This window comes from Lysobacter sp. TAB13 (assembly GCF_052113885.1).
In the GTDB taxonomy this organism is placed as follows: Bacteria; Pseudomonadota; Gammaproteobacteria; order Xanthomonadales; family Xanthomonadaceae; genus Lysobacter; species Lysobacter gummosus.
Genome location: NZ_JBFRDR010000012.1, coordinates 170,292 through 196,679, shown reverse-complemented (window position 1 = coordinate 196,679; position 26,388 = coordinate 170,292). Strand labels below are relative to the sequence as shown.

Here is a 26,388-nt window from a genome sequence, read left to right as displayed (position 1 = left end):
TCGCACCCAAGCAGCACGCGCTGTTCCTGGGCCGCGGCGTGCATTACCCGATCGCGCTGGAAGGCGCGCTCAAGCTCAAGGAAATCTCCTACATCCACGCCGAGGCGTATCCGGCCGGCGAACTGAAGCACGGCCCGCTGGCGCTGGTGGACGCGGACATGCCGGTGGTGGTGATCGCGCCGAAGGACAGCCTGCTGGAGAAGGTGAAATCCAACATCCAGGAAGTGCGCGCGCGCGGCGGCGAGATGTTCGTGTTCGCCGACCTGGACAGCCATTTCGGCGAATCCGAAGCGGTGCACGTGATCCGCACGCCGCGCCATGTCGGCGTGCTGTCGCCGGTGGTGCATGCGATTCCGGTGCAGTTGCTGGCGTACCACGCGGCGCTGGCGCGCGGGACCGATGTCGATAAGCCGCGCAATCTGGCCAAGGCGGTTACGGTCGAGTAAGCGCGGTGCGGTGAGCGAGAAAGTGTGCGGACGGAATCGGTCGGCGAGCCAAGTGTGACGCTCGCCAGACTTCGGCATTGTGCGTCGCGTAATGCAAATGCCAAATGGAAGCATCACTCTCGCTTAGTCGGCGATCGGCCGACGACATCAAGGAAATCTAGATGAATAGCAAGAAGCTACTTCTGGCGATGACGCTGATGTTTGTTGCCGCGGCGAGCGCGCCGCTGTTGGCGAAAGGCGGTAATCTGCCGGCGCCGGGCGAAGTTCGCACCTACTATCAGAACGGTGTCCAGGTCGGCCGTGCCGTGCATAACCAGTGCACCGGACAGATCAGCATCCAGGGCATCGTGACCTCGGATTACGTCGGATCTTTCACTGTCAGTTGCTGATTCCGGACGGTTGCATGCGGTGAAGCCGAGGCCGGAGTGAACCGGCCGTCGGCGTCGTCGCCAGACTTTCTTCCCGCTCTGCCTCGTCGCGCTGTTGCATCCGGAATGGATGCAACAGCGCGATGCCGCATTCGTAAGAGCGGCCATCGTGCCTGACGGCGATCGCATGCTGAGCACGCATGCCGCGATGGCGCGATAAGCCCGGCGTAGCCGCTCGCAATGCGGAATCGAGGACAGAATTCGGCGCCCGGGCTACGTTCTCTTCACACCGCCGTGGCCTGACGCTTACTGGCGCTCGCCTAGCCTGGACCGCAATCACGGCAATGCGGGACGCGGTCATGCACATCATTCTGGGCGGTACCGGACACGTGGGCTCGGCGGTGGCCGAGACTTTGCTGGAACGCGGCGAGGCGGTGACGGTGGTGTCGCATCGCGCCGCCGAACTCGAGCGCTGGGAAGCACGCGGCGCGAACTTCGCCGTCGTCGATGTCAACGATACAGGGGCCTTGCGCGAGGTGTTGAAACAGGGCCGGCGGCTGTTTTTGCTCAATCCGCCGGCCGCGCCGGACACCGATACCGATGCGGTCGAGAAGGCCAATCTGCGCTCGATCCTGGCGGCGATCGAAGGCTCGGGCCTGGAGAAAATCGTCGCCGAGTCCACCTACGGCGCGCAGGCGTGCGATCGCTGCGGCGATCTTGGCATTCTCTACGACATGGAACAGGCGCTCAAAGCGCAGTCCATCGCCTGCAGCGTGATCCGCGCCGCCTACTACATGAGCAACTGGGACGCGTCGCTGGAAAGCGCGCGCGAGCACGGCACGGTGCGCAGCTTCTATCCCGCCGATTTCCGCCTGCCGATGGTGGCGCCGCGCGACCTGGGCCGTGCCGGGGCCGATCTGTTGATGCAAGAGGTGGACGAACAAGTTCTACATCACGTCGAAGGGCCGCGCGCCTACTCGCCGGCGGACGTGGCCGTGTGTTTCGCCAGCGCGCTGGGTCGCGAGGTCGCGGTCGAAGTCGTGCCGCGCGAGCGCTGGGTGGAGGGCTTCCGCGAGATGGGTTTTTCCGAGCCGGGCGCGCGCTCGTACGCGCAGATGACCGCGCTGACCGCCGACAAGCGTTATGAACCGGCCAACGATCCGATACGCGGCGAGATCACCTTGCGCGAATACATCGACGCCCTCGCCGGGCGCGACTGATCGGGCGGACGGCATCGCCGGATTCGCTCAGCGCAGGCGCCGCTGGCCGCCCGCGGCCGCCGGAACCGCATTCAGACCGCGCCCGCCCCGCGCCGGCAAAAGTGTTTCATCCATGAAATGTCCTGGGCCGCACGGCACCCTCGTTTAATCGGGGGTGATCGGCGCCTTGCAGCGCTACCGATCGAGCAAAGGAAACGATGCGGCGCCGCGGCGACGCGTCTTACAGCGCGCCGCGCTGAATACAGGGAGAGACGCATGCCGCTCGGACGCTTGCTCAACATCAATCAACTCGTCGCCGGCATTCGCCCGGCGCCCGCCGCGGCCGCGATCAAGGTGCCCGGCATGGTGATCGCCGCGCCGCCGGCCGTCGCCGCGCCGGCGGTGGTGGCCGCGCCGATCGCGGTCGCCGCGCCAGGTCCGGCGATCGCCGACCTCGCCGCGATCAAGGCCTCGCCGGTGCTGATGCCGGGCGCGGTGCGGATGAATCCGGCGATCCTGCGCGCGCAGCCGGCGATCGTCGCGCAACTGGAAGGCCGCACCCTGCGTCCGCGCTTGAACGATCTGCGCCCGGACCTGTTTCCGATCAAGACCGGCGCCGGCTTCGGCCGCGCCGAGTCGCCGCATCCGATCAGCCCCAATCAGACGCCGGACGATCTTTGCCTGTTCGAAGACCCGCGCAATCCGCAGCAACGCTACTGGTTGCCGCGCTATCGCCTGCGCAACGCCAACGGCCAGTACGAGGTCAAGACCGCGCCCGGCCAGGACGGCTTGTGGGCGGTGAGTCTGGCGCTGGAAACCTTTCCCGCGCCGGAGATCGCCGACGCCGCGCGCAGCGCGCAGATGCTCAGCGTGAATCGCAGCGCGGTGATCGCCTACCGCGTGCCCGGCACCGCCATCGAACAACGCCTGCCGGCCGGCGAAATCGTCGAAGACCCGCGCGGCGGCTGCGTGGTGATGCTGCACCTGAGCCTGGCCGAGCGCGACGGCCTGTTGCGCGCCTTCATGTCCGCCGATTCGCAGTGCAAGCTGATCGTGTCGCGCGGCTACACCGTGGCCGTGCCGCTGCCGGCGACCGCATCGCCGGATGCGCCCAAGCGCCAGCTGATGATGATCAAGGGCCAGATGCAGTTGGCGCGCGCGCCGATGGCCGAGATGGCGATGGCGGCGCCCCGAGGCGAGGCGCTGGTCGCGCGCGCGGCGATCGCCAAGCCCGGTCTGGCCTCGGGCCTGCGCATGGCGCCGGCGGCGCTGCGGCCCACCGGCGGCGAGTCGATCATCGAGGGCGATGAAGTCTGGCGACGCAAGCCGTTTCCGCGGCCGCGGCCGATGCCTTTCCCGCAACCGCTGCCCGAGCCGCCGCCGCCCGCGCCGGAACAACGCTACGACGTTTCCAATCAATTGCAGGACTGGGCGGTCGCGCTGTTCTTCGAGCCGCAACTGCATCCCTACATCTATCCGGCCGGCAGCGGCGGCTCGGCTTCGCCGGCGCGCTGGGTGGTGCACTCGTTGCGCTATCCCACCGGCACCGGCCGCAGTCATCCCTATTTCCAGGATCTCAGCGATCCCAGCCGCATCTATCACTTGCCCGATGCGTTCAAGCTGGCGCGCCGCAGCGAAGCGCCGCACGCGCCGTCGTTGGTGTTCCAGGTCGATCAGGGCGAGAACGCCGAACAGGTGATGGTGGATCTGACCTGCGAAGTGCGCCCGGTCACCGACGGCGAGCGCCTGCTCGCCGCGCGCCGCGAACTGGCCGATAAAGTGCCGGCCAGCGCGGACAATCCCCATCGCGAATTCGAACTGCGCCTGCTGCGCGCCAGCTCGACCCTGCAGATGGCGCTGCTGCGCAACGGCGCGGTGCGCTCGGAAACCGTGCCGGCCACCATCGACTGGGACAACGGCTTCACCGTCAACGAGCGTTTCGAGTTCAAGGATTTCCAGGACGTGTTCGGCGTCCTCATGGCCACGACCAACTCCAACCTGCTGCAAGGCAGCGTGGTGGTCGCCAGCGGCGTCAACGAGAACGTGATGGTGCCGGTCAAGCTCAACTTCGCCGACATGGAAGGCGAGTTGTTCCAGTCGATCGAAACTCCGGACCCGCAGACCGGCGCGGTCGCGGTGAAACTGCTCAACGCCACCGAAAGCAAGCTGCGCATCACCCAGCTGCCGACCTGGATCACCCGCGGCGAAGGCCTGGTGACCGGCCGCATCGAAGGGCTGGACCTGAGCCAGCCGGTCGAAGTCGCGCCCGATCAAAGCCTGAGCTTCACCGTGCAGCCGACCGCGCCGCTGAGCGGCACCTTGCCGGCCGACGCGATCTTCAACACCGCCTCGGTGCGCAGCATTCCCGACGGCGAAGCCATCCTCAAGTACACGCTGGACGATTCCATCGACCAGGAAACGGTGCGCCCGGTGACGGTGATGACCGCGCCGGAAGTGTTGCTCAACAACGCCACCGGCCAGGCCGGCGGCGAGATCCTCAACATCGTGGTCGAGTTCCGCGGCAACCGCCGGGTGGTGCTCGGCGCGGCCAACCTGAGCCAGGATATCGACGTGCCGGTGCCGTTGATGGACATCCTGCTGCGCAAGGACAGCGAGGGTTTCTACGAGTACCGCCAGACCGTGATCTACAAGTCCGGGCAGAAGTCGCCGCCGCAGCAATGGCATCGCGACGACAGCGGCGTGTTGTTCGTGACGGCGGTCTGAGCCATGTCCTTCGCCTCCCGCCCCGACTGGCGCCAGCCGATGCTGATCGGCGAACGCGTGGCCTATGCCGCGTTCGATCAGCCGGGAAAATTCCGTCTGCCGCCGGTGTTGCTGGCCGCCCAGGCCGGCGACGGCGAATCGCCGCTGCGCCTGGACATCGTCCAGCAGGACCGCGGCGCCGCCGGGCTTGAACGTTATTCGATCCTGTCGCTGGGCTTCGCCGCCGAGTTCGCCCTGGCGCAAGCGCGCCAGGCCGCGTTCGATGCCGGCCAGCACGTGGATCTGTCGCCGCTGCCGGTGGAAGGCGGCTGGCTGCGCCTGAGCGCGGTGCAGGCCTTGAACCTGCCGCCGGCGCTGGGCGAACTGCTGCCGCTGGATGCGGCCAGCCTGGGCGCGGTGAATCTGGCCGTGCGCCTGGACAGCGCGGCGACCGATCTGTTCGTGTCGGCGCTGCAGCGCGGCCTGCTCGCGGTCGGCGCCCAGGCGTGGCTGCGCGTGCGCGGCGTCGCCGATCGCCTGCCGCTGAGCATGAGTTTCGATCCGGCCGCCTTGCTCGCCGCGATCCGCGCGCTGACCGGCGGCGCGGCATCGATCGATCACGCGCTGCTGCGCCAGCGTTTGATCGATGCGCCGCAGACGCTGGGCCTGGGATTGGCCGCCAGTTCCGGCGACATACTGAAACAACCCTTGGCCGACGCCGTCATCGACCGCATCGCCGCGCGTTATGCCAGCCCGCAACCCTCGACGCCGGACGCGCCGACCGGCGTGCGCCTGGTGTTCGACGAAACGGCGATGGCGCCGGGCCGGGTGCAGTGGAATCTGGCCGAGCCGCAGCTGGCGCCGCGATTGATCGCGATCGAAGCCGATCCGCTCGGCCCGCTGCGCACGATGGCCGCGGCCGACCTGCACGACGCGGTGGTGCGCCGCCACGACGTGCGCGCGCTGGCCAGCGGATGGCGCAGCGTGACGGTGCGGGCGAATCTGCCCGACCGCCGCGTCGGCGTGGTTTCGGCGCAAGTGGAATTGCAGTTGCCGGCCAAGCCGCCGGCGCGCATGTTCACGATCAAGACCAGCGCGCCGCTGACCGCGGCGGATCGTCCGATCGCGGTCGATCTGCGCCTGTCGCCGAGCGAGGCGCTGTCGTATCAATGGCAGACCACCGCGATCGTGCTTGGCGACGGCCGCGCCGAACAGATCAAGGGCCCGCCGCGCAAATCCGATCGCGAACATCTGCTGATCGGCCCGGACGATTTCGGCCTGCGCCTGATTCCGGTGGAAGCCGAACCGGTGTTTCTCGCCCAGGCCGATATCGAGGTGGAATGCATCGGCACCCGAAAGGGCAAGCCGTGGTCGGTGCGCGCGAACTTGAGCGACGCCGCGCCGGATCTGGCCTTCGCGGTTCCCTTCGATGTCGATGGCGCGGCGATTCGCGCCACCGCGCGGGCCAAGAACGACGGCACGCGCCGGTCGATGCCGGCGGTGGATGCAGACAGTCTGCGCCTGGACGCTTTCAGCTTCGACGGCAGCGGATCGCGCGAGCTGGAGCTGAGCTGCGAATTCGACGACGGCGCGAACCTGCGCACGATCGAGATCGCGCCGGAAGACGGCATCGACGATGCCGGCAAACGCAAGCAAGTGAAATTCACCCGCCATTCGCCGCAGGCCCGCTGGATCTGGCTGTCGCTGTCGCCGTTCCGCAGCGGTTATCGCTGGCGTTGGGATGCGCAGTCGCCGTGGTCCGCGGTGCTGCAACCGGACACGCCGCTGCGTTTGCGCAGCAGCGAAGCCGCCACCGCCAGGATCGGAGCAGGAGCATGAGCATGGGCAAGGACAGCGGCGGCAAGGCGGGCTCAAACGCCGATACGCCATCGGGATTCGAGCAGATCCAGGGCGTGCTGGTCGCGCGCGGCGACGGGCCGACGAGCTGGCTGTATCGCCCGCGCGCGCCGCAGCTGGCGCTGTCGGCCGACGGCCGCGCCCAGTTCACCCTGATCGGCGCCGGCCCGGTGACGATGCTGGCGCTGACCGCGATGTGGGGCGTGCCGTCGGCGACGCTCGACGCGGTGCGCGCCGAACTGGCGGCGCGCGCGCAGGTGCCGGTGGCGCAGTTGAGCCTGTCGCCGGCGCCGATCGAGATCGGCGAAGTGCGCTTGATGCTCGGCGACGGCCAGGGACAGTACGTGGAGTTGGCCAAGGCCCGCTCCTCGGGCGTGCCGCCTTACCACGCTGCGTTCAATCTGATGCTGGACCAGGCCCAGGCCGAAAAAGTGCGCAAGGCCTTGAACGGCGAGCGCGGCTGGCTGGAACTGCGTTACGCGGCGACCGACGCGATCGCCACGCGCACGGCCCGCTCGAGCCAAAGCAGCGAGCAGGTAGACGTGGACGTATCGCTGCGCGACGCCGAGGGAGAAGCCAGCGCGAGCGCGAGCTTGCGCAGCGAAGGCAGCGTGGAGGCGCTGTCGGGGTATCACGAACCGCAAACACGAACGTATTCGGCCGATGCCGCGGATTGGGGACTGCCGAAGCCTTGAGCAACAGCAGCAAACGTTACACCGCCTCCGACGGACGATGGGCCCGCCGGCGGCGTTGACCGCTTCGCCACCGCGACGTTGCTGAGCAAACGCAACGCGCGGCCGCGACAGCGATCGAAACGGCGCGATGGTGCGCCCGCGGCGTTTGCCGCAAGACCAGCAGGGAGCCGAACGCGATCCGCATCGCGACGGGTCGGCTCGTGCTCGAAATCGCGATCGGCGGCCATCGGGCGCGGGTCGTCGGGGGAGTGCGAGCGCCGGGATTTTGCGCATAAAACCACTTGAAAACAGCGGTTTTATGTGTCCGGTGCGAAATGCGGGAAGCGTTTGAAAGATTCAGGAAGATTGGTTGACACCGCCACCACCTCATCGCGTACGGCAACAACGCACCGCGCGGGCAAGGAAAGCGCGCATCAGGATTGAACGATTCAGGACATCAGGATAAAGGAGCAGGTCCATGCTTAAGATCGATAACGTTGACACCATCCTCGACTACGTGGTTTACGGCGACGATGCCAACGACTTCACCTACTACATCATGCCCAACTCGCCGAACTTCGCGAAGATGGCCAGCGGCGGACTGGCGCTGCGCTTCGTCGAGTACGGCCAGATCCGCGAGGACGGCGGCAAGAAGTTCGGTGGCTTCATCGCCTTCGATACCGAGCTGTCGGTGCCGACCGATGTGCAGACCAAGATCACCGCCGAGCTGCAGAAGAAGCTGGCCGAGAAGTACAAGGGCAAGACCGTGCCCAAGGTCGCGATCGCGCCGGTCACCTGGACCGACGGCACCGTCGAGCTGCTGCTGACCGAGGGCGGCGCGCTGGTGGAGAAGATCCGCGGCGCCGGCAAGCCGTCGATCTACGGCAAGAACGTGGCCTCGTTCATGGTCGAGCTGACCGAGCTGGGCACGGCGATCTTCAAGGAAACCCTGAGCACGGGTTCGGCGTCGGCGGTGCAGGTCGTCTACAAGATGAACCTGTACATGCGCCTGCCGGAAATGAAGGCCTGGGGCACCTGGAACGCTTCGGAGTTCTACAGCTTCTTCCAGGACATCAACACCGAAGACAATTTCTGGAGCGAGGACAGCTATACCGAAGTCGTCAACTCCAGCCGCTACAAGAACGACGTCACCAAGACCCACTTCGAGTTCGTGCAGGCGCCGAACCTGAGCGCCGAGGACAACGCCAAGCTCGAGTCCGACATCCGCGCGATCATCAACAAGCAGCTGGAAGCCGCGGTCCAGCGCAACATGCTCAAGGAGATCGCCGACGTCGATCCCAACACCAAGGAGCTGCGCGAAGGCCAGGATATCGAGGACATCCGCCGCACCGTCAACAAGTCGCAGATCGCCAACGTGCGGGTGGAGTGGAGCGAGGCCAAGGCGGTCATCGTCAACCGCAACCCGCAGGGCATGCTGCCGACCATCACCTCGTTGATGGACGACAAGAAGAAGCCGCTGAAGTGGGAGGACTACTACTCCAAGATCAACCTGGACGAGTTCCTCAAGACCGTGCAGGTGGTGATGCGGGTCAACGCCGACTTCGCCAACCTGCCGATCCACAGCGTCGAGGTCAAGATCCGCTATCCGTACGGGCCGAACAAGAAGGTCCAGGAGTTCGTGTTCACTAAACCCGATGATGTCGCCAAGTTCGAGGCCTTCGTGTTCGAGGGCAAGCGCGACTTCACCTATCAGGTCACGGTCAACTACAAGGGCGCGACGTTCAAGCAGGTGTCGGAGGAAATCAAGACCGACGACACCAACCTGACCATCAACGTCGATGACCTGGGCATCCTGGCGCTGGACATCGGCCCGGGCGACATCGACTTCGCGCAGGTGCCGCGCACCCAGATCACGGTGCGCTACAAGCATGGCAAGACTCCGGTCGAAGCCAAGTTCAACATGACCAAGGACACGCCGAACTTCGCCCTGCGCAAGATCATCGGCAAGCCGCGCACGGAAGACATCGACCTGGAGTTCCTGTACACGCTGGCCGACGGCCGCCAGGTCAAGAAGATCGCGCAGCAGCAGGCCAAGGAGCTGTACGTAGACGATCCGTTCTCGTCGAGCAAGACGGTCAGCTTCCGCGCCGCCGGCGACCTGTCGGCGGAGATCGCCTCGATCACTGTCGATGCCAGCTACACCGACACCGCCAACAAGTACAACCAGAAGACCATCGTCACGCTGTCCAGCGACATGACGTCCTTCGATTGGACCTTCCCGGTGGTGGACGAAACCCTGGGCGAGGTGAAGTACTCGGTGACGACCTTGTTCGCCGACGGCACCAGCAAGGAAGAATCCGAGAAGACCGCGACCCGCTCGACCATCCTGGTCGGCAAGAAACTCGATCAGCTGGAAGTTGCGGTGGTGCCGGACCTGCTCAACTGGGACGAGCTGAAGATGGTCAGCGTGGCCCTGTCGCACGGCACCAAGCGCATCGACCTGCGCTTCAAGCCCGGCGATGAGGAAAAGAACTGGAAGCTGCCGCTGACCGAGGGCGAAGCGCCGGAGTACAAGGTCACCATCACCTACTTCCTCACCGACGGTAAGCGCAAGGTGGTGGGACCGCAGACGAAGGACGACATGACGATCTTCCTGGAACTGCCGACCGATTGAGGTTCGCCGCGAACCTCGCACCAACGCGGCGGATCCGCGCGAACGCATCGCGCGGATCCATCGCCGCCCACCGCTCACGCTTGACTCGGAAGGAGTCCGATCATGCTTCTCCTCGACAGCCGCACTCGCGAGATCAACGGCATCTCGGTCTTTCCCGACCATGCCGATCCCGAGCAGTGGTATTACATGCCGCTCAACCCGCACCTGACCACGGTGCGCGACGCCACGCTCGGCGTGGATGTCCCGCAATTTCTGCTGATCGGTTTCCGCGGCGACGCGGGCACCGGCGGCTTCCTCAACTTCGATTGCAACCTGGGCGCCAGCCAGAAGCAGATCGACGATCTGGCGCGTGAAATCGCCAACGCCGAGAATCTGCGCAACAAGCCGCGCATCGCGCCGGTGCCGTTGGAAGACGGCTCGGTGCGGCTGATGATGCTGGGCAAGGCCACCGGCGACGTCGGCCCGACCCCGGGCGCGGGGCCGCAGTTCGTGCTGAAGATCGACCAGTCGGCCAAGCCGGCGCTGTACGGTGCCAACCAGGCTTCGTTCTCGGTGCGCCTGGATCAGGACGGCTACACGGTGATGGAGCAGTGCCTGGAAGGCGAGATCCTGCCGGTGGCGGTGATCTACCAACTGGATTTCCTCGGCTTGCGTCCGGCCTACAACATCAGCCTGAAGATCGACTGGGACCGCGTCCAGAAGCACATGGACGAGAGTTTCTCCGGCGGCAACATCTTCTTCTCCACCGAGATCGGCAAGGCGGTGGACGAACTGGTGGAAAGCCGCGCGATCGTGCTGGAGGCGGACACCTTCGTCGCCGAAGGCGAGGACACCAAGGGCATCATCGACCGTCGCGACGCCGCGCTGGCGCAAGTGCGCAACATGGTCACCGATGCATTCTTCCAGGTCAGCCTGCCGCCGTGGACGCCGGAAAAGAAATCCGATTTCGAAGCCGGCCTGGACGCGATCGGCAAGTTCGCCTCGCGCTCCTCGGCGATGGCCGCCGGCGGGCCGATCGGCGCGCTGCTGCCGAGCTTCAGCTACAAGCGCATGGACTACAAGCGCGTCGATAAGAAGAAGCTCAACGTGAACTTCTCCGAGCGCGTGGCGATCAAGCGTTCGATCTATCCGCAAGGACACCTGGCGGCGTTGTTCAAGACCATCCGCGAAGGCAACGTGCCGCGCGAGCGGCTGGTCAAGCAGATCAGCCTGGACAACGACTTCTTCAAGAAGCGCCGGGTCAAGGTGATCTCGCGCGCCGACCTGGCCGCGGACGACATCGGCAGCGTCAACGTGCGCGTGCGCTACGGCGACAAGGCGCAGAACGCGCTGCTGGGCGCCAACGCCGGCGAAGCCAGTTTCGAATGGCTGAGCCAGCTCGACAAGGGCGTGATGAAGCGCGACGTGCAGGTCGAGTACGAGGTCAGCTTCAAGGGCGTGGACGCGGCCGAGCGGCCGACCAAGCTCAAGTCCAAGCCGCAGACCTTCGATGTGGAAAACGTCGAGATCATTCCGCGCGATCTGTACACGATCAACACCGTGCCGGTGTTCGCGGAGAACTTCCCTTGGGAGCGCTACAGCTCGGTGGACGTGTTTCTGCGCTATCGCGATCCGGCCAACAAGATCAATCAGAACGATCTGGTGCGGCTGACCAAGGACGCGCAATCGGGCAGCTGGAAGATGTTCATGCTCGACCAGAGCAAGACCGCCTATGAGGTGCGCATCGTCTTCCACGGCATCAGCGGCGGCGACACCGTGCGCGACTGGACTTCGCTCGATGAGCCCCAGGTCAGCGTGCGCAATCCGTTCCCGACCCGGCGCGTGGTGCAGGTGATCCCGAACTTCAACTGGAACGAAGTGCAGGAGGCGTTCGTCGATCTGCGTTACGTGGACAAGGCCAACAACTTGCAGGAAGAGATGCAGATGTCGTTCCAGGAGGGATCGGCCTCGCAGACCTTCGCCGTGGACCTGCGCAATCCCGAGGTCAAGGGCGTGTTCTACAGCGTCAGCATTCTCTACAAGGACGGCCGCGACATCGAGGAGATTCCCGAGTCGGTGACTAACACCAGCCGGATCATGCTCAAGGCCGGCATGAAGGGAAGGCGCATCGTCACCGTCAAGCCGCCGTTGGATTTTGCCAAGCGCAAGATGCGCAAGGTCAAGGTCTCGCTGCGCTTCGAAGACTTCACCGGCGGGCTGTCGTTCGCGGAGGATTTCGAGTTCACCGACGCGCAGGCCTCGGGCGAGTTCGAGTACGACTACCTCGACGCCGCGCGCATGCGCTACGAGTACAAGGCCAGTTATCTGCTCGAAAACGGCACCAACAAGAGCGTCAACTGGGCGCCGAGCGAAGTCACCGATCTGGTGTTGAAGATGCCCTGACGCCGACAGTCGCCGCGTCGCGATTTTGCTCGTCATTCCCGCGAACGCGGGAATCCAGCGACTTCGCGGTGTTATCGCGACGGCTCCGTCATTCCCGCGTTCGTGGGAATGACGGGAACAGGTTCGCGGCGGCCGCGTCAGGAACGTAAGGAAACGTTTGCCCAGCGCGCGCCACGCCGCGCGCGCGGAACTCACGATTTATTGGAGCTCGTCATGCTCAGCCTCGAAAAGCCGATCACTATCGACGGCATCACCGTCTTCCGCGATCACGCGGACAAGAGCCAGTTCTGGTACCTGCCAGGACCGGTCGCGCTGGCCACGCGCCAACCCGACGGGCGCAAGGAATTCAGCTTCCTCAAATACCGCGTCGCCGACGCCACGGCCGCCGACAAGGGCGGCGGCTTCGTGATGTTCGTGACCACGCTGCAACTGCCTTCGTCGATGGAGTCCAAGATCATCGGCCGGCTCAACGCCGAACCGGACGTGAAGTTGCCGGTGCGGTTGACCTGCGCGACCTTCGAAGAAGGCTCGGTGCAGTGCGTCGCGCTGAACGTGCAGGGCGCCGGCGGAACCTCGGCGCAGCCCGCGCAGCCGGGCACCTTCAACGCGGTCGAGCACATCCTCGGCGCGTCGGTGCCGTCGATGGATGCGGCCAATCGCGCCGCTTTCAGCCTGAGCCTGTCTTCGGAAGGCGCGACCATTCTGGAGTCCGCGCTCAGCGACGGCATGACCCCGATCGGGGTGATCTACAACTTCAAATACCTGGCCATGCGCCCGGCCTTGAAGGTGACCATCACCGCCGACTTCGAGCGCATCTACAACCACTTCAGCGCCAGCCTTGAAGGCCAGTACGCCTGGTTCAAGGCCGGTGTGGACGCGGCGTTCGAATCGTTGGTGCAGAACGGCGTCATCGATATCCAGGTCGAGGCCTTCACCGATGCCGACGACAAGCGCGACCAGGAAAAGTGGGCGCTGGATTTCTTCAAGGAAGATTTGCTGAGCAAGTGGTTCGAACCGACCCTGGTGCCGGGCAAGCTCGCGACCGATGCGGCCAACGCCGGCGGCGGCTCGAGCGGCGGTAACACCGGCGGCACGGGTGGTACTGGTGGTGGAACGGGTGGAACGGGCGGCGGCACCGGCGGAACCGGTGGCGGCACGGGCGGCACGGGTGGCGGCACCGGCGGAACCGGTGGCGGCACGGGCGGTACGGGTGGCGGTACCGGCGGAACTGGCGGCGGCACCGGCGGTACGGGTGGCACCGGCGGAACCGGCGGTGGCACGGGCGGCACGGGTGGCGGCACCGGTGGAACCGGGGGTACAGGTGGCACCGGCGGAACCGGCGGTGGCACGGGTGGCACGGGTGGCGGCACCGGCGGAACCGGTGGCAGCACCGGCGGCACCGCACCGGGCGGCGGCTTCAGCGGCGGCAGCACCGGCGCGAGTTCCGGCGGCGGGACCGGTGGCACCGGCGCCGGCACCGGCGGCACGACGGGCGGCACCACGCCGCCTCCCGCGCCGCAGATTCAACGCGCGGCGCTCAGCGTCGATTCGACCGAACCGGCGCCGTTGCCGGCCGGTCTGTCGGTCACCCACACGCCGGCCGCGAGCGGCCTGGCCGAAACCGTCACCGTGACCGGCGCCGGCGCGGTGGTGAAGGTGGACGATCAGGTCGTCGCCGCCGACGCGCAGGGACGCGTGTCCATCACGGTCAATCCCGATTCTTCCAAGCGCATCGATGTCGAGTGGCCGGCCACCGCGCAGGAACAGACCTTCGGCCTGTTCTTCGATTTCGATAAACCCGCCGAAGCCGGCTGGAACCCCAATACGCCTTCGCCGCAGTTCCGCGCCTACGTGGACAACACCACCACCGATCCGCGTTATCGCGACGCCTCGGGCACCTTGCGCATCGAAGGCGACGGCAACTGGACCGGCAGCGAACGCGGCGCCGATCGTCTGATGGCGTGGATCCGCGGTTTGCCGGCGCCGCGCAATCTCAACTTCCAGGCCTACGCCAGCCACGAGCACGTCAGCGGCGCCACCGAAACCGAGCGCGAACGCTACAACCGGCGCTTGTCGCAGCGGCGTCTGGATGTCGCGCTCGCGGTGGCGCGCCGCGCCGGCGCGACGTTCACCATCGCGGCGCAGGCCGCCAACGGCGATGTTCCCGCCAGCAGCCGTCCCGGCACGCATTCGGCGATGGGCGGCGATCCGGACAACCGCGTCGTGCACGTGACCGGCCGCGCCGCCGGCACCACGCCCAATCGCTGGCACGGCCGTCTGCGCCGTCCGGCTTCGGTGACGCCGCCGGTGATCCCGCCAGTGGTCCCGCCGGTCACTCCTCCGGTGACCCCGCCCGTCACGCCTCCGGTGACGCCGCCGGTGACCCCGCCGACTTTGCCCACGCCGCCCACCGCGGTGAGCCTGTCGCTCAAGCTCAAGTTCGTGCACCAGGAAGAACGCAAGAAACTGACCTTGCGCTACAACCGTTCCGAAGCCACGCGCCGCACCTACGCGCCGCAGGGTTTCTTCGGCCTGATGCTGGGCGATCTGCGCGACAAGTCGAAGTACTTCAAGGAAATCGATCTGGACGATCCGTTCTTCCGCCAGTTCGCGGTCGAGGCGAGCATGCCGATCGCGTTCGAGCCGATCGATCTCAAGTCGGCGCAGGTCGCGCTGGATTACGGCGACAAGACCAAGCCGCGCGATCACAAGCACGCCGATTTCGTGTTCACGCCGGGCGAAGTCGGGGTCAAGCGCTTCGAAGTGTTCATGAACCAGACCCGCGACATCGACTACGACGCCGCGTACCAGTACCACTTCGATCCGCAGTCCGACTGGGCCGCGGACAAGACCTCGTACACGATCCCGGCGGCGAAGACCGAAGACCGCACCTTGTTCGTCAATCCCTACGAGCACGTGGAGTTCCGTCAGTTCACCGCGACCCCGGGCGATATCGACTGGGACGTGGTCGAAGCCATCGACGTCAAGTTGCAGGCGCGCGGCTACGCTACGCCCGAGCCCAAGACCACGCTGACCCTGACCGCGAACTCCGGGCCCAAGACCTGGCGTCTGCGCGGCGCCAAGCCGGCGCCGGCCAATCGCGGCGTGACTTATCAGATCGTGCAGCGGCGCAAGGGCGCGGCCAATCCGGATCCGGCAACGCCGCCGGTCGAAGTCGATGTGCCCGAGCTGTTGATCCACGACAGCTTCGAGGACGCTCTGCAACTGGAGTTCATCCCGGTGTTCGATCCGGCCATGGTCAAGCGCGTCTACATCGACGTGAAGTACGAGGACGGCGCCTACAAGCGCAGCGAACGCATCGAGATGGCCGGCACCCAGACCGACCCGCTCAAGCTGCGCATCGCCCTGAAGAACGCGGACAAGCGCAAGTACCGCCGCCGCTTCACCTTCGTCGGCATGCAGGGCCAGTTCGATCAGCGCGCCTGGGTGGACGAGACGGAAGAACTGGTGGCGGTGCAATAAGCCGATGAACGCGACCATCGCCACCAGCGGCCAACCACGGCGCGACGCGAGACAGCCGATGAACCACGATGCGGATGCGGCGATGGGCGCGAGTCCATCGCCGGCGAAGGACGCAGCGCTGTTGGCCGCGCCCGTCGCCGCCACCTTGCAACGCCTGCGCGCGGTGCTGCCTACGCAGGCCGATGCGGCGCAGGCGATGCTCGCAGGCGCGCTCGCGCCGCTGCACGACTCGTGCTGGCCCGAGGTCGCCTGGAGTTTCAGCCGCCTCACCAACACCGGCCTGCCGGTGGAGTTCGCCTGGACCTCGCGCGAGGCCGCGGTGCGCTGGACCGCGGAAGTCGCCGCGCCCGAAGTCGATGAAAACCAGCGGCTGGCGATCGCCGCGCAATCGCTGGATTGGCAGGGCGATCTGGCGCCGTGGTTCGAGCATCAGCGCGGCACCCGGCTGAAGTTCGGCGCCTGGGCTTCGGCGCGCCATGGCGAGGGTCTGGCGACCAAGCTCTACGTCGATCTGCCCGACGGGCGCCTGCCGCCGGCATGGCGCAAGCGCCAGGCGCTGTTCGATTCGGCGTTGATGTTCTGGCGCATGTGCGGGGTCAATCCCGACGGCAGCGTGGAATGCTATGCGCGCGCCAGCGAACTCGATCTGGCCGCGCTGCGGATGTTGGCGCAAGCCACCCTCGGCGATGCCGGGCCGATGATGCGGCGCGTGGCGCAGGTGGTGTCGGCGAACGATCTGCCGCGCCCCTCGGGCGTCAGCCTGGCCTTGTCCGCCGACGGGCAAGTGCGCGCGCTGACCTGGTTCACCTTCGCCAAGGCGATTTTCCGCGACGACGCGCAAGTGGCCGCGTGCATGCGCGGGCTCGGCGAAGGGCTGTCGGCGCAGGTGTACGAGGCCCTGGCCGCCGGTCCCGCGGACGGCCGCTGGCGTCACGGTATGGTCGGCGTCGGTGCGGACATCGCCGGCAACACCTGGGTGCAATGCGGTTTGCGGCCGACGTGAAGCGGGCGAGCGGGTGCGCAATGCGGGAGCCTTCGATCGATGGAGCGATCACCATGCGTGGCGTGAACAAAGCCAATGACGCGAGTCCGCACCGCGGGTCCGGTCGCGAGCGCAGCGCGCGCTTCGACGTTGCCGCGTGCGAACAGGACATCGCGATCGGGTCCGGCGCAGTCGATTACATGCGCAGCGCCTATCTGATCGAAAGCCAGGTCGGCCAGGGCGGGCAACAACGCCGCGACCGCAACGGTTTCGTGACCGCATTGGGCGTGCGCGCGCTGCGTCGCCACGGGTTGCCCGTGCCGGGCGCGATGCTCGATACCCTGCAGGCGTGCCGATCCGCCCGCGGCGGTTTCCGTTTCTGGCCCGAAGATGCGCAACCCGACTGGGCGCCGGTGTTGCCCGACGATGTCGACGACACCGCGATCATGGCGCTGGAATTGCTGCATGCCGGGCGCATTGGCCTGGACGATGCGCGCCGCACCGCCTGCATGACCATCGCGCGGCGGCGTATCGCGCGCTTTCCCGCGCTGCGCCCGCCGTGGCTGCGCGTCGGCACGTTCTCGACCTGGAGCCGCGAAGGCGCGGCTTTCGATATGGTCGATTGCACCGCCACCGCGAACGTCCTCGGCTTCCTCGCTGCGATCGGCATGTCGCATCTGCCCGGCGTGCGCGAAGCCACGCAGATGCTCGACGCGGCCCTGCATTGGGCCGGCGACGATGAATTGCGTGCGAGCAGTTTGTCGCCGTTCTATCCCGATCCGGTCGAGCTGGTGCTGGCGCTGGAGCATGCGGCGAAATCCGGCGCGCAGGATTTGCACGAACTGCATAGCGCGGCCGCGGCGACCGGTTGGGGCGCGAACGCGGAATTGCGCAGTACGCATCCGGAGCATCGGGTGTGTTCGAGTCCCTACGGCGTCGCGGTGTGGCGCTCGCCGGAGCTCGCGCGCCTGCGCGGCTGGGCGCGCGAGATGGGCGAGGCGCGGATTCCCAAACCGTTGCCGCACTGGATCGGGGATTTCGAATCCGAGCTGACGTGCAGCGTGTTCGATTGACCGCGCCAAAAAACGAAGCCCGGCGATGCCGGGCTTCGTTTCGAACCATCGCGCGTAGCGATCGGCGCAACTATCAGGGCTTGGGCGCGTAACGCAGGGTCAGGAACCACTCGCGGCCGGGCTGGTTGTAGTACGACACGGTCTCGTACTCGCGGTCGAACACGTTGGCCACGCGCGCCTGCAGGCTCAGCGAATCGCTGATCGCGTACTCGGCGCGCAGGTCCATGGTGCCGTAGCCGCCGACGCGCACGCTGTTGGCGACGTCGTCGTAACGCGAGCCGTAACCCACCGCGGTCGCGCCGATGCGGAACTTGCCGAAGGCGCGATCCAGATCGATGCGCGCGCTGTGCTTGGCGCGGCGCGGCAGGTCGTTGCCGCGGAAGAAGCCGACGCGGTTCTCGGTGTCCAGATAGCTCGCGCTCGCCGCCAGGGTCCAGTCGGCGAAGGTCGTGTCGATACCGATCTCGGCGCCGCGCATGCGCGCGCGTTCGATGTTGTTCGGCAGGTTGATCGCCGAATCGAAGGTGATCAGCTGATCGACGCGGGTATCGAAACCGTCGATGCGCGCGTTGAAGCCGTCGCCGCGGTAGGCAAGGCCGATTTCCCAGGTCTTGGACTCTTCCGGCTTCAGATTGGCGTTGCCGAAGAACGGGAAGTACAGCTCGTTGAAAGTCGGCGCCTTGAACGCGGTGCCGTAACCCACGGTCACGCGCCAGCTCTCGGCGAAGTTCAGGCCCCACGCGGCGCCGCCGGTGGTATGGCCGCCGAACTGCTCGTTATCGTCGCGGCGCACGCTGGCTTCGAAGGACTGGTTGCCGAAACGGCCCTGGTACTGGACGAAGCCGGCCTTGTTGTCGCGATCGGTCTCGTCGTAGGAGGTGTCGCTGTCGACGCGGTCGCGCAGCCAATCGAAACCGGCGGTCAGCAAGTGGCCTTCGGCGAGGGTGAAGTCGGCCTGCAAGGTCGCGCTGTCGCGATCGGTATCGAAGTGGCCGACGCGCGCGCGCGAGGTGGTGTTGGCCGGGCCGACGAGGCCGCCGACCAGGTAATTTTCCGAGGCGTCGACGTTGCGGCCGGCGGTCAACTGCACGTGCACCGATTCGGAGGGACGCCAATCGACCTTGCCGCCGATCACTTGCTGCACCGTCTCGGAATAATTGCCGAAGCTGCCGTCGTACTCGTTCTGGCCTTCCGCGCGCAGCGCCTGGCCTTCGATGCTCCACTGCTCGTTGATCTCGACGCCGCCGCGAAGCGACAGCGCGTGGCTCTCGTAGCCGTCGCGATCGGGCTCGTCGGTGAAGCAGCCGGCGAACACCGGGAAGCCGGCGCCGCGGCAGGCGTTGATGCCCTGGGTCTTGCGGAAACTGTAGTCGGCGCCGAACCAGCCGCGTCCGCCGCGTCCGCCGAAGCCGCTGCCGTATTCGATGGTGCCGTTGCTGCCGCCGCCGACGTGCACGCGCGGGGCGAAGCCTTGCTGCTCGCGGCGGGTGAACACCTGGATCACGCCGCCGATGGCGTCGGCGCCGTACAGGCTCGAACGCGGGCCGCGCACGATTTCGATGCGGTCGATCAGTTCCAGCGGCAGATCCTGCAGCGCGGCCAGGCCCGAGGTCGGCGAGCCGATGCGGATGCCGTCCACCAGCACCAGCACGTGGTCGGATTCGCTGCCGCGCAGGAACAGCGTGGTCAGCTTGCCGGCGCCGCCCTGGTTGGCGATGGTGATGCCGGCGCGGCCGCGCAGCAGATCGTTGAGATCGCGCGCCTGGCTGCGTTCGATGTCGGCGCGGTCCAGCACCTCGACCGGGGTCAGCAGGTCGTTGACGCTGACCGCGGTGCGGTTGGCGGTGACCACGACCTCATCGAGATCGGTGGCGCCGCCGGCGGGCGCGGCGAGAGCGGTGGCCGGCAGGGCGCAGGCAATGGCGAGGGACAGATTCAGGCAACGCATGTGTATGACTCCAACGCACGCGCGATCCAGCGCGTGGCGACAACGGCTGATGGGCGGCGGCGGGGAAGGGACGTGCGGGCAGCGAAACGAGCGCGCAAAGGCGCTGCAGCCGCCGCAATGCCCTCCGCATCGCAACCTGTGGCGCACCGAGGCCGGTCTCCGGACTCGCAAGCGGAGCCGATGCGATCGACTCCCGGACGCGGCGCCTTCCCGTGCCTGTGCACAGTGGCGGTGGCCGCGACCTGACTTGCTTACCGTTGCGGGGGCAGTGCCGGAATGGGCGGGGCGGGTCGGATCGTCCGACCGGACCTGAGCGCGTCACCGGCTTCCCGTTTCAACCCCGGCGGCAGCAGCCGTGGGGTCACCTCGAAGCGGGGCGCAGTGTACGCGATGTAGGGGCGGGGCGCCTGAGTGGCGGGGCTGCCCTCACCCCGGCCCCTCTGCCGCAAGCGGGCGAGGGGCGTTAACGGCGAATTGCTCAGTCGAATGCAGAGCCCTTCTACCGCTTGCGGGAGAAGGTGCCCCGAAGGGGCGGATGAGGGCGCGCGGCCCAACCTGCCGCGCCGCGAACCCGCGACCGACCCGGATCAGTCGTTGCGATCGTCCGCGTCGTGCGAATCATGCCCGTCGTCGTCCGACGGACCGTCGCGGTCGTTGCCGTCGTCTCGATCGTTGTCGTCGTCATCGCGACCACCGCCGAACGCGGTCGGCTCATCGAACCGCTCTTCCTGCGCATGCATCGTCGTATGCACCGGCGCGGCCGCCGGCTTGTTGCGCGGCGCCGGCAGCAGCGCGGTCGCAGCTTCAGCGGCCAGGATCAGCTCCTGGCGGCGTTCTTCGCTGATCTCCTGCCAGTGGCAGTCCAGCAGCGCGCCTTCGATGGCGTACAGCAGGTTCAAGGTCGGTTTGAAGCCGGCGCGCTTGACCCGCATGAAGGCTTCGACGGTGCCGATGGCGGCGATGTCCTCGTGCGTGCGCAGCCCGACCTGACGCAGCCAGGCCGCGCTCTTGGGGCCGATGTTGCGCATCTTGGGGGCGGCGGTCATGCCAGCGACTCCAGGTAGACCCGCGCCAGCGCTTCCAGCCCGGCCTGATCGTCGGCGTCGAAGCGTTCCGGCACCGGGCTGTCCAGATCGAACACACCGATCAGCTCCTCGCCCCGCAGCAACGGCACCACCACTTCCGAACGCGAGGCCGCGTCGCAGGCGATGTGGCCGGGGAAGTCGTGCACGTCGGCGACGCGCTGGGTCTGGCGGCTGGACGCGGCCGCGCCGCACACGCCCTTGTCGAGCGGAATGCGCACGCAGGCGGGCAGGCCCTGGAACGGGCCGACCACCAGTTCGCGGCCGTCGTAGAAATAGAAACCGACCCAGTTGAGCTGCGGCAGAGACTGGTTGACCAGGGCCGACAGGTTGGCGGCGTTGGCGACGCGGTCGCGCTCACCGTCGAGCAGCGCACGCGCCTGCTCGACCAATTGCGCGTACTGCTCGGGCTTTCCGCCCGAAAGTGCTGAGGCTGTATACATCTTCGGAGTGTAGCAGTGGTGCTCGCCACGACTACCATGGCCAGCCGGCAGTGCCGGAAAAGCGCGAGGTCAGTCACAAGCGCCAGACTGTTCCGCGCGGCAATCCGCCGTCATATCGTCCTCCAGCGACTTTTCGGACCCGAATCCCGATGCCTCCGCGAGCTTATCTCCCCGGCCTGTTCGTCACCGGCACCGACACCGGCGTGGGCAAATCCGTCGTCAGCGCCTCATTGCTGCATGCGATCCGCGCGCTCGGCGCGCGCGCGATCGGCATGAAGCCGGTGGCGAGCGGCTGCGAGCCGGGCGCGCAAGGCTGGCGCAACGAAGACGCGCTGCTGTTGCAGGCCGCCAGCGATCCCACGCCGCGCTACGAGGACGTCAACCCGTACGCGCTGCCGCTGGCGCTGGCGCCGGAGATCGCCGCGGCCGAAGCCGGCATCGAGATCGGCCTGGAGCCGATCCTCGCCGCATACGCGCGCCTGCGGGCGCAAGCCGACGTGATGGTGGTGGAAGGCGTCGGCGGTTGGGCCGCGCCGATCGATGCCCGGCTCGACCAGATCGATCTGGTGCGCGCGCTGGATCTGCCGGTGGTGTTGGTGGTCGGATTGCGCCTGGGCGCGATCAACCACGCCCGCCTGAGCGCGCGCGCGATCGCCGCCGACGGCGCGCGTTTCATCGGCTGGATCGCCAACGACATCGATCCGCAGATGGCGCGCATGGACGAGAACTTCGAAATCCTGCGCCGGCGCATGCCGGTGCCGTGCTGGGGCCGCGTGCCTTATTCGCAGCGTCCCGATCCGGCGCGGCTGGCGGAATCGCTGCGGCCGCAGGTGTAATTCACGGCCATCGCCGCGGCGGCGCGGACAACAAAAAACCCGGCAGCCTGCGCTGCCGGGTTTCGTGTATCCGCGTTACCCGCCGGAGAGAGAGACGTTGCGATTACTTCGCCGGAGCGGCGGTCGCCTTGGTCGCGGCCTTAGCGGCCTTCTCGACGTTGGCCTGGGTGGCCTTGGCGGCGGTTTCGATCTGCGACTTGGCGAGTTCGGCGATGGCTTCGTTGGCCTTCAGCGTGCGGCCGAAAGCTTCCTGACCGGTGCTGACAGCGCGCTCGACGTTTTCGCGAGCGATCTGCACGCCCTTCGGCCACAGGGTCTTGAAGGCTTCGGCATCGCGCGCTTCGGCGGCTTCACCGAAGAAGGCGAAGGTCGCGTTGACGCGCTCTTCGATCGCGGCGATCTGCAGACCGAACACGGCCTCGGCGTTGTCGAGGGCCAGGCGGTTGACCTGAGCGGCCGTGTCCGCGAACTGGCGCGTAGCGGCGGCGAACTGTTCGTTGAATTGCTGGTACATGGCTGAGCTCCTGAGGGGAAGGTCCAGACGAAGAACGACTGGATTGTGCGGTGCAGCATATGCCTGGATTTGTTGCGATGCAACATGGAGCCGACGAGCGGTCGTAAGCCGTTCAGAAATCCTGCCTATTCAGCAAGTTGCGGCTCAGTGGCCTGCTGCGGCAAAGCGCCCGAGGGGCGCCGGAGTGCGCGCGAATTTGCCGCTCGCGGGCGGTCCGAGGAGCTTGGCGGCGGCGTGTGTCAAAGGCGGGGCGGGCGGATGACGGCGGCCCGGCGGCCGGCGCGGTGGCGGCAGCCCGTTGTCGGGCGTTGTGGCCGCGATCGCTGAAATCCGCGCGCCGAAAACACGCACGCCGCGCAAGGGCGCGGCGTGCGGGAAGCGTATTGGCATGGACGCGAGGCTCAGGCCCGCGCGCCGGTCCGGATCAGCCGCGGTAACGGCAGCCGGCGGTGCAGGTTTCGTGCACGACGATTTCGCTCAGCAGCGGCAGGACCGGCTTGAGCTGATCCCACACCCACACCGCGAGCCGTTCGCTGGTCGGATTTTCCAGACCCTCGATGTCGTTCAAGTAATGGTGATCGAGCCGGTCGTAGATCGGCTGGAAGGCCTTTTTGACGTCGGCATAGTCCATCACCCAGCCGCTGTGCTCGCCCAGTTCGCCGTGCAGGTGCACTTCGATCCGGAACGAATGGCCGTGCAGGCGCGCGCACTTATGCCCCTCGGGCACGTTCGGCAGGCGGTGGGCGGCTTCGAGAGTGAAGACCTTGAAGATGTCGATGGCAGTCATGGAGGCAACCGGTGGAGCGGTGCGGGCGCTGGCCGGAAAGCGGTCGGCGCGTGGGTGATCGGGCGATGCGTGTGGCGCGCGCGTCCGGATTCGTTCCGGCCGTTCGCTGCGCCAGTGTGCTCCGCGGGCCGCATACGAAAAAGCCCGCTGCGCTGGCGGGCCCGGGTGTTGCGGCGCGTTGTCTTATGGTGGCTATGGGTGGACTCGAACCACCGACCCCAGCATTATGAGTGCTGTGCTCTAACCGGCTGAGCTACATAGCCACGGGGAACCGCGAATTCTTCATGTCCGGGGCCGGGTTGTCAATCCTTCCGGCGCGCTTTGCCCGACTTGTCGTCTGCCTCACCCCGTGGCAGAGTCGGACACAGTGAATTTGGAGTCCGCATCGTGATCGATCCGGACGGCTATAGGCCTAATGTCGGCATCGTGCTGATGCACCCGGACGGCCGCCTGTTCTGGGCGCGTCGTGTGCATCGCGACGGCTGGCAGTTCCCGCAAGGCGGGATGAACACCGACGAGACGCCACTCGAGGCGATGTATCGCGAGCTGCGCGAAGAAACCGGCCTGCTGCCGCAGCATGTCGAAGTCTTGGGCGCGACTCCCGGCTGGCTGCGTTACCGCCTGCCGCGCCGGGCGGTGCGGCGCAACGACCGCCTCGTATGCATCGGCCAGAAACAGGTGTGGTTCCTGCTGCGGTTGACCGGGCAGGAATCCGATCTGTGCCTGGACCTGACCGACAAACCTGAATTCGATAACTGGCGCTGGGTCGATTTCTGGTACCCGGTCGAGCACGTCGTCATCTTCAAGCGCGGCGTGTACGCCAGCGCGCTGCGCCATCTGGCCCCGTTCGCCCGCCATGTCGCCGGCCCCCAGGCGGTGCCGGCGCCCGATCCCAATGCGCGGGCCTGCGACGGCCAGTTCGCCGGCCGGGCCCACCAGCGGCCGCGGGCGCGGCCTTGCGGGCCGGGCAATCCGGTGCGCGGCGGCGGCTCCGAATCCAGCGGCTGAGGCCGGCCGCCGGCCCTCCCGGGCGGAGTTCCCTTGAACGCCGGCACGGGTTGGGTTGGCGTTAATTGACAATCATTCGCATCCGTGGCGGAATAGTCGCGCAGCCAGCCGGCTGCATGCCGAAGACCCCGCCCGTGTACGTGTGCATCTGCAATGGAGTCACCGACCGCGATATCCGCCAGGCCGCCGAGGCCGGTTGCCGCAGCGTGCCGGAGCTGACCATGCGTACCGGCGTCGGCGCCAATTGCGGCAGTTGCCTGGAGCTTGCCAGCTCGCTGCTGGAGCAGGCGCGCAACGTGCGCGAACTTCCGCTGACGGTCATGCAGCAAGCCGCCTGAGCGGCCGCGACCCATCCGGCCGCTTCACTACTTAAGAAGTGCCTTCCGACCGCCCGCTTCAGGGCGGTTTTCGCATGTGCGCCTGCGAACGCTGCCGTTGGTCGCATAACCCGGACATGCGCCGACGACACTGATTCTCGACTCCCTTTGCGCACGATTCGCGTTTCGTCATGGCTTTTTCGAAAGGACTACAGTGCCGGCCATTGCAACGTCGGAGCCCGGCCATGAAAGGCGACCCCAAGGTCATCGAATTCCTCAACAAGGCGCTCTTCAATGAGCTGACCGCGATCAACCAGTACTTCCTGCACGCCAAGATGCTGAAGAACTGGGGGCTGAAGGAACTGGCCGAGCACGAGTACCACGAGTCGATCGACGAGATGAAGCACGCCGACAAGTTGTCGGACCGCATCTTGTTCCTCGACGGTCTGCCGAACTTCCAGGCCCTGGGCAAGCTGCGCATCGGTGAGAATCCGCGCGAGCTGCTGGCCTGCGATCTGGCGCTGGAACTCGAAGCGATTCCGCTGCTGCGCGAAGCGATCAAGTACTGCGAGGCCGTCAGCGACTACGTCAGCCGCAAGCTGTTCGCGGACATCCTGGATTCGGAAGAAGAGCACGTCGACTGGATCGAAACCCAGCTCGCGCTGATCGAGCGCCTGGGCGAGCAGAACTATCTGCTGACCAAGATCGAGGAATGAGTTCGAAGCATTGAGAAGCCGGCGAGCGCGATGTTCGCCGCTTCCTCGCGGTTCCGCGGTTCAGCCAGCCAGCGACGTTCACACCGAAGCCAGCAAGCCAACGCCGTACTCGGGTCATCGAGAGTTTCGTGCTGTCATCAAACAAAAAGCCGTCGGCGCTGAGCCGGCGGCTTTTTGTTTTTGGATTGGCTGGAAGATTCGATGTCGCTGGCCGAAAGGCATCGGGGCTGAAGCCCCTCCTACAAAAGATTTCGATGCGATGCTGGCTCTTGTGGGAGGGGCTTGAGCCCCGATGCTCTCGGCTCAGATCGCAGCAGACCCAAAAAAGGTTCTCACCCCGACGCCGCGACCCCGGCCTTGGGCTTGCGCCGGAACAGCTTGCGCCAGATCCACCACAGCGCCGCCGCGACCAGCACGCTGATCAGCACCACGATGCCCAGCGTGACCCAGGGATAGGCGAACACCAGCGCCAGCCCGCCGACCACCGCGGTGTCCTCGGCCACCGACGCGGTCCAGTTGCTGACCGGTTCCGGCGAAGTGTTGAGCAGAGCGCGGGTGCCGGACTTCAGCACGTGGCTGGTCAGCGCCACGCCCGCGCCGGCGGCCAGGGCGCCGGCGCCCAGGTGGCCGTCGGGCGACATGGTCGCGGCCGCCAGAAACGCGCCGACCGGCACGCGCAGCAGGGTGTGCAGCAAGTCCCAGCCCGAGTCCACGCCGGGAATCTTGTCGGCGAAGAACTCGCCCACGGTCAGCAGGCCGCACACGCCCAGCACCCACGGCGACTGGGTCGCCTGCAGCGCCTGCGGCAACTCCAGCCAGCCCAGGGCGCCGGCGATGCCGACCCCGAAGACGGTCAGATAGACCCGGACCCCCGACAGCCAGGCCAGAACTACGCCAACTGCGAACAGGTGCGCATCGGACATCGTGGCGTTCCC

At 66.8% G+C, this 26,388-nt stretch carries 21 protein-coding genes, 1 tRNA gene and 1 riboswitch; of the genes, 15 read left to right on the top strand and 7 right to left on the bottom strand.

Going from position 1 to position 26,388, the window contains the following annotated elements; all coding sequences use genetic code 11:
* The 11 genes from AB4Y92_RS16025 to AB4Y92_RS15975 all read left to right on the top strand — a co-directional run.
* Nucleotides 1–446, top strand: a 446-nt coding sequence (locus tag AB4Y92_RS16025; protein WP_441820552.1) for an SIS domain-containing protein, incomplete at its 5' end; no start/stop codon positions are given.
* 161 nt (nucleotides 447–607) lie between these two features.
* Nucleotides 608–835 carry a hypothetical protein gene (locus AB4Y92_RS16020; protein ID WP_441820551.1) on the top strand — a complete coding sequence of 76 codons (228 nt, stop codon included), beginning with the start codon at nucleotides 608–610 and terminating at the stop codon, nucleotides 833–835.
* Nucleotides 836–1,173: 338 nt separating this feature from the next.
* Nucleotides 1,174–2,034 carry an NmrA family NAD(P)-binding protein gene (locus AB4Y92_RS16015; protein ID WP_441820550.1) on the top strand — a complete coding sequence of 287 codons (861 nt, stop codon included), beginning with the start codon at nucleotides 1,174–1,176 and terminating at the stop codon, nucleotides 2,032–2,034.
* Nucleotides 2,035–2,289: 255 nt separating this feature from the next.
* Nucleotides 2,290–4,737, top strand: a complete 2,448-nt coding sequence (locus AB4Y92_RS16010) for a hypothetical protein (RefSeq protein WP_441820549.1) — start codon at nucleotides 2,290–2,292, stop codon at nucleotides 4,735–4,737.
* Nucleotides 4,738–4,740: 3 nt separating this feature from the next.
* The gene (locus AB4Y92_RS16005) at nucleotides 4,741–6,555 is read left to right on the top strand and encodes a hypothetical protein (RefSeq protein WP_441820548.1); all 1,815 of its coding nucleotides are present in this window, start codon (nucleotides 4,741–4,743) and stop codon (nucleotides 6,553–6,555) included.
* Nucleotides 6,552–7,268 carry a hypothetical protein gene (locus tag AB4Y92_RS16000; RefSeq protein WP_441820547.1) on the top strand — a complete coding sequence of 239 codons (717 nt, stop codon included), beginning with the start codon at nucleotides 6,552–6,554 and terminating at the stop codon, nucleotides 7,266–7,268. The genes AB4Y92_RS16005 and AB4Y92_RS16000 overlap by 4 nt, the downstream gene beginning before the upstream one ends.
* A gap of 457 nt (nucleotides 7,269–7,725) precedes the next feature.
* Nucleotides 7,726–9,882 carry a hypothetical protein gene (locus tag AB4Y92_RS15995; protein ID WP_441820546.1) on the top strand — a complete coding sequence of 719 codons (2,157 nt, stop codon included), beginning with the start codon at nucleotides 7,726–7,728 and terminating at the stop codon, nucleotides 9,880–9,882.
* A gap of 102 nt (nucleotides 9,883–9,984) precedes the next feature.
* Entirely contained in the window at nucleotides 9,985–12,264 is a 2,280-nt protein-coding gene (locus AB4Y92_RS15990; protein ID WP_441820545.1) for a hypothetical protein, read from the top strand.
* 213 nt (nucleotides 12,265–12,477) lie between these two features.
* Nucleotides 12,478–15,747 (top strand): hypothetical protein, encoded by a 3,270-nt coding sequence (locus tag AB4Y92_RS15985; RefSeq protein WP_441820544.1) that lies wholly within the window; start codon nucleotides 12,478–12,480, stop codon nucleotides 15,745–15,747.
* A gap of 58 nt (nucleotides 15,748–15,805) precedes the next feature.
* Nucleotides 15,806–16,750 carry a hypothetical protein gene (locus AB4Y92_RS15980; protein WP_441820543.1) on the top strand — a complete coding sequence of 315 codons (945 nt, stop codon included), beginning with the start codon at nucleotides 15,806–15,808 and terminating at the stop codon, nucleotides 16,748–16,750.
* A gap of 179 nt (nucleotides 16,751–16,929) precedes the next feature.
* Nucleotides 16,930–17,802: a hypothetical protein gene (locus AB4Y92_RS15975; RefSeq protein WP_441820542.1), complete on the top strand. Its 873-nt coding sequence runs from the start codon at nucleotides 16,930–16,932 to the stop codon at nucleotides 17,800–17,802.
* 73 nt (nucleotides 17,803–17,875) lie between these two features.
* Here the strand turns inward: AB4Y92_RS15975 and btuB are convergent, their stop codons facing one another.
* The 3 genes from btuB to AB4Y92_RS15960 form a co-directional block, all read right to left on the bottom strand.
* Complete coding sequence (gene btuB, locus AB4Y92_RS15970) at nucleotides 17,876–19,750, bottom strand: TonB-dependent vitamin B12 receptor (RefSeq protein WP_441820541.1); 1,875 nt, start codon at nucleotides 19,748–19,750, stop codon at nucleotides 17,876–17,878.
* Between the two features lie 133 nt (nucleotides 19,751–19,883).
* Nucleotides 19,884–20,134: riboswitch (cobalamin riboswitch) on the bottom strand.
* A 203-nt stretch (nucleotides 20,135–20,337) separates the two neighbouring features.
* Nucleotides 20,338–20,796 carry a TfoX/Sxy family protein gene (locus tag AB4Y92_RS15965; RefSeq protein WP_441820540.1) on the bottom strand — a complete coding sequence of 153 codons (459 nt, stop codon included), beginning with the start codon at nucleotides 20,794–20,796 and terminating at the stop codon, nucleotides 20,338–20,340.
* Nucleotides 20,793–21,275 carry a GAF domain-containing protein gene (locus AB4Y92_RS15960; protein WP_057941593.1) on the bottom strand — a complete coding sequence of 161 codons (483 nt, stop codon included), beginning with the start codon at nucleotides 21,273–21,275 and terminating at the stop codon, nucleotides 20,793–20,795. Before AB4Y92_RS15960 ends, AB4Y92_RS15965 begins: the two co-directional genes overlap by 4 nt.
* A gap of 149 nt (nucleotides 21,276–21,424) precedes the next feature.
* Between AB4Y92_RS15960 and bioD the strand changes: the two genes are divergently transcribed.
* Nucleotides 21,425–22,111 carry a dethiobiotin synthase gene (gene bioD, locus AB4Y92_RS15955; protein ID WP_441820539.1) on the top strand — a complete coding sequence of 229 codons (687 nt, stop codon included), beginning with the start codon at nucleotides 21,425–21,427 and terminating at the stop codon, nucleotides 22,109–22,111.
* Between the two features lie 103 nt (nucleotides 22,112–22,214).
* Here the strand turns inward: bioD and AB4Y92_RS15950 are convergent, their stop codons facing one another.
* The 3 genes from AB4Y92_RS15950 to AB4Y92_RS15940 form a co-directional block, all read right to left on the bottom strand.
* Entirely contained in the window at nucleotides 22,215–22,625 is a 411-nt protein-coding gene (locus AB4Y92_RS15950; protein WP_441820538.1) for a phasin family protein, read from the bottom strand.
* A gap of 424 nt (nucleotides 22,626–23,049) precedes the next feature.
* Nucleotides 23,050–23,403 (bottom strand): 6-carboxytetrahydropterin synthase QueD, encoded by a 354-nt coding sequence (gene queD / locus AB4Y92_RS15945; RefSeq protein WP_441820565.1) that lies wholly within the window; start codon nucleotides 23,401–23,403, stop codon nucleotides 23,050–23,052.
* A gap of 195 nt (nucleotides 23,404–23,598) precedes the next feature.
* Nucleotides 23,599–23,675: transfer RNA gene (locus AB4Y92_RS15940), tRNA-Met, on the bottom strand.
* A gap of 124 nt (nucleotides 23,676–23,799) precedes the next feature.
* Between AB4Y92_RS15940 and AB4Y92_RS15935 the strand changes: the two genes are divergently transcribed.
* From AB4Y92_RS15935 to bfr, 3 genes are all read left to right on the top strand, one after another.
* On the top strand, nucleotides 23,800–24,420 hold the full coding sequence (locus AB4Y92_RS15935) for an RNA pyrophosphohydrolase (protein WP_057941596.1): 621 nt from the start codon (nucleotides 23,800–23,802) through the stop codon (nucleotides 24,418–24,420).
* A gap of 134 nt (nucleotides 24,421–24,554) precedes the next feature.
* The gene (locus tag AB4Y92_RS15930; protein WP_441820564.1) at nucleotides 24,555–24,758 is read left to right on the top strand and encodes a (2Fe-2S)-binding protein; all 204 of its coding nucleotides are present in this window, start codon (nucleotides 24,555–24,557) and stop codon (nucleotides 24,756–24,758) included.
* 224 nt (nucleotides 24,759–24,982) lie between these two features.
* A complete protein-coding gene (gene bfr, locus AB4Y92_RS15925; RefSeq protein ID WP_441820537.1) occupies nucleotides 24,983–25,453 on the top strand; it encodes a bacterioferritin in 471 nt (156 codons plus the stop codon).
* Nucleotides 25,454–25,785: 332 nt separating this feature from the next.
* Here the strand turns inward: bfr and AB4Y92_RS15920 are convergent, their stop codons facing one another.
* Complete coding sequence (locus AB4Y92_RS15920; RefSeq protein WP_441820536.1) at nucleotides 25,786–26,376, bottom strand: DUF4126 domain-containing protein; 591 nt, start codon at nucleotides 26,374–26,376, stop codon at nucleotides 25,786–25,788.
* Nucleotides 26,377–26,388: the final 12 nt, after the last annotated feature.

Excerpts from the sequence above, each read along its gene's own strand:
- btuB (WP_441820541.1), bottom strand. The coding sequence starts at position 19,750 with ATGCGTTGCCTGAATCTGTCCCTCGCCATTGCCTGCGCCCTGCCGGCC.
- AB4Y92_RS16015 (WP_441820550.1), top strand. The coding sequence starts at position 1,174 with ATGCACATCATTCTGGGCGGTACCGGACACGTGGGCTCGGCGGTGGCC.
- AB4Y92_RS15985 (WP_441820544.1), top strand. The coding sequence starts at position 12,478 with ATGCTCAGCCTCGAAAAGCCGATCACTATCGACGGCATCACCGTCTTC.
- AB4Y92_RS15995 (WP_441820546.1), top strand. The coding sequence starts at position 7,726 with ATGCTTAAGATCGATAACGTTGACACCATCCTCGACTACGTGGTTTAC.
- AB4Y92_RS15980 (WP_441820543.1), top strand. The coding sequence starts at position 15,806 with ATGAACCACGATGCGGATGCGGCGATGGGCGCGAGTCCATCGCCGGCG.
- AB4Y92_RS16000 (WP_441820547.1), top strand. The coding sequence starts at position 6,552 with ATGAGCATGGGCAAGGACAGCGGCGGCAAGGCGGGCTCAAACGCCGAT.
- bfr (WP_441820537.1), top strand. The coding sequence starts at position 24,983 with ATGAAAGGCGACCCCAAGGTCATCGAATTCCTCAACAAGGCGCTCTTC.
- AB4Y92_RS15975 (WP_441820542.1), top strand. The coding sequence starts at position 16,930 with ATGCGCAGCGCCTATCTGATCGAAAGCCAGGTCGGCCAGGGCGGGCAA.
- AB4Y92_RS16020 (WP_441820551.1), top strand. The coding sequence starts at position 608 with ATGAATAGCAAGAAGCTACTTCTGGCGATGACGCTGATGTTTGTTGCC.
- AB4Y92_RS15965 (WP_441820540.1), bottom strand. The coding sequence starts at position 20,796 with ATGACCGCCGCCCCCAAGATGCGCAACATCGGCCCCAAGAGCGCGGCC.
- AB4Y92_RS16005 (WP_441820548.1), top strand. The coding sequence starts at position 4,741 with ATGTCCTTCGCCTCCCGCCCCGACTGGCGCCAGCCGATGCTGATCGGC.
- bioD (WP_441820539.1), top strand. The coding sequence starts at position 21,425 with ATGCCTCCGCGAGCTTATCTCCCCGGCCTGTTCGTCACCGGCACCGAC.
- AB4Y92_RS15920 (WP_441820536.1), bottom strand. The coding sequence starts at position 26,376 with ATGTCCGATGCGCACCTGTTCGCAGTTGGCGTAGTTCTGGCCTGGCTG.
- AB4Y92_RS15990 (WP_441820545.1), top strand. The coding sequence starts at position 9,985 with ATGCTTCTCCTCGACAGCCGCACTCGCGAGATCAACGGCATCTCGGTC.
- AB4Y92_RS15950 (WP_441820538.1), bottom strand. The coding sequence starts at position 22,625 with ATGTACCAGCAATTCAACGAACAGTTCGCCGCCGCTACGCGCCAGTTC.
- AB4Y92_RS16010 (WP_441820549.1), top strand. The coding sequence starts at position 2,290 with ATGCCGCTCGGACGCTTGCTCAACATCAATCAACTCGTCGCCGGCATT.
- AB4Y92_RS15960 (WP_057941593.1), bottom strand. The coding sequence starts at position 21,275 with ATGTATACAGCCTCAGCACTTTCGGGCGGAAAGCCCGAGCAGTACGCG.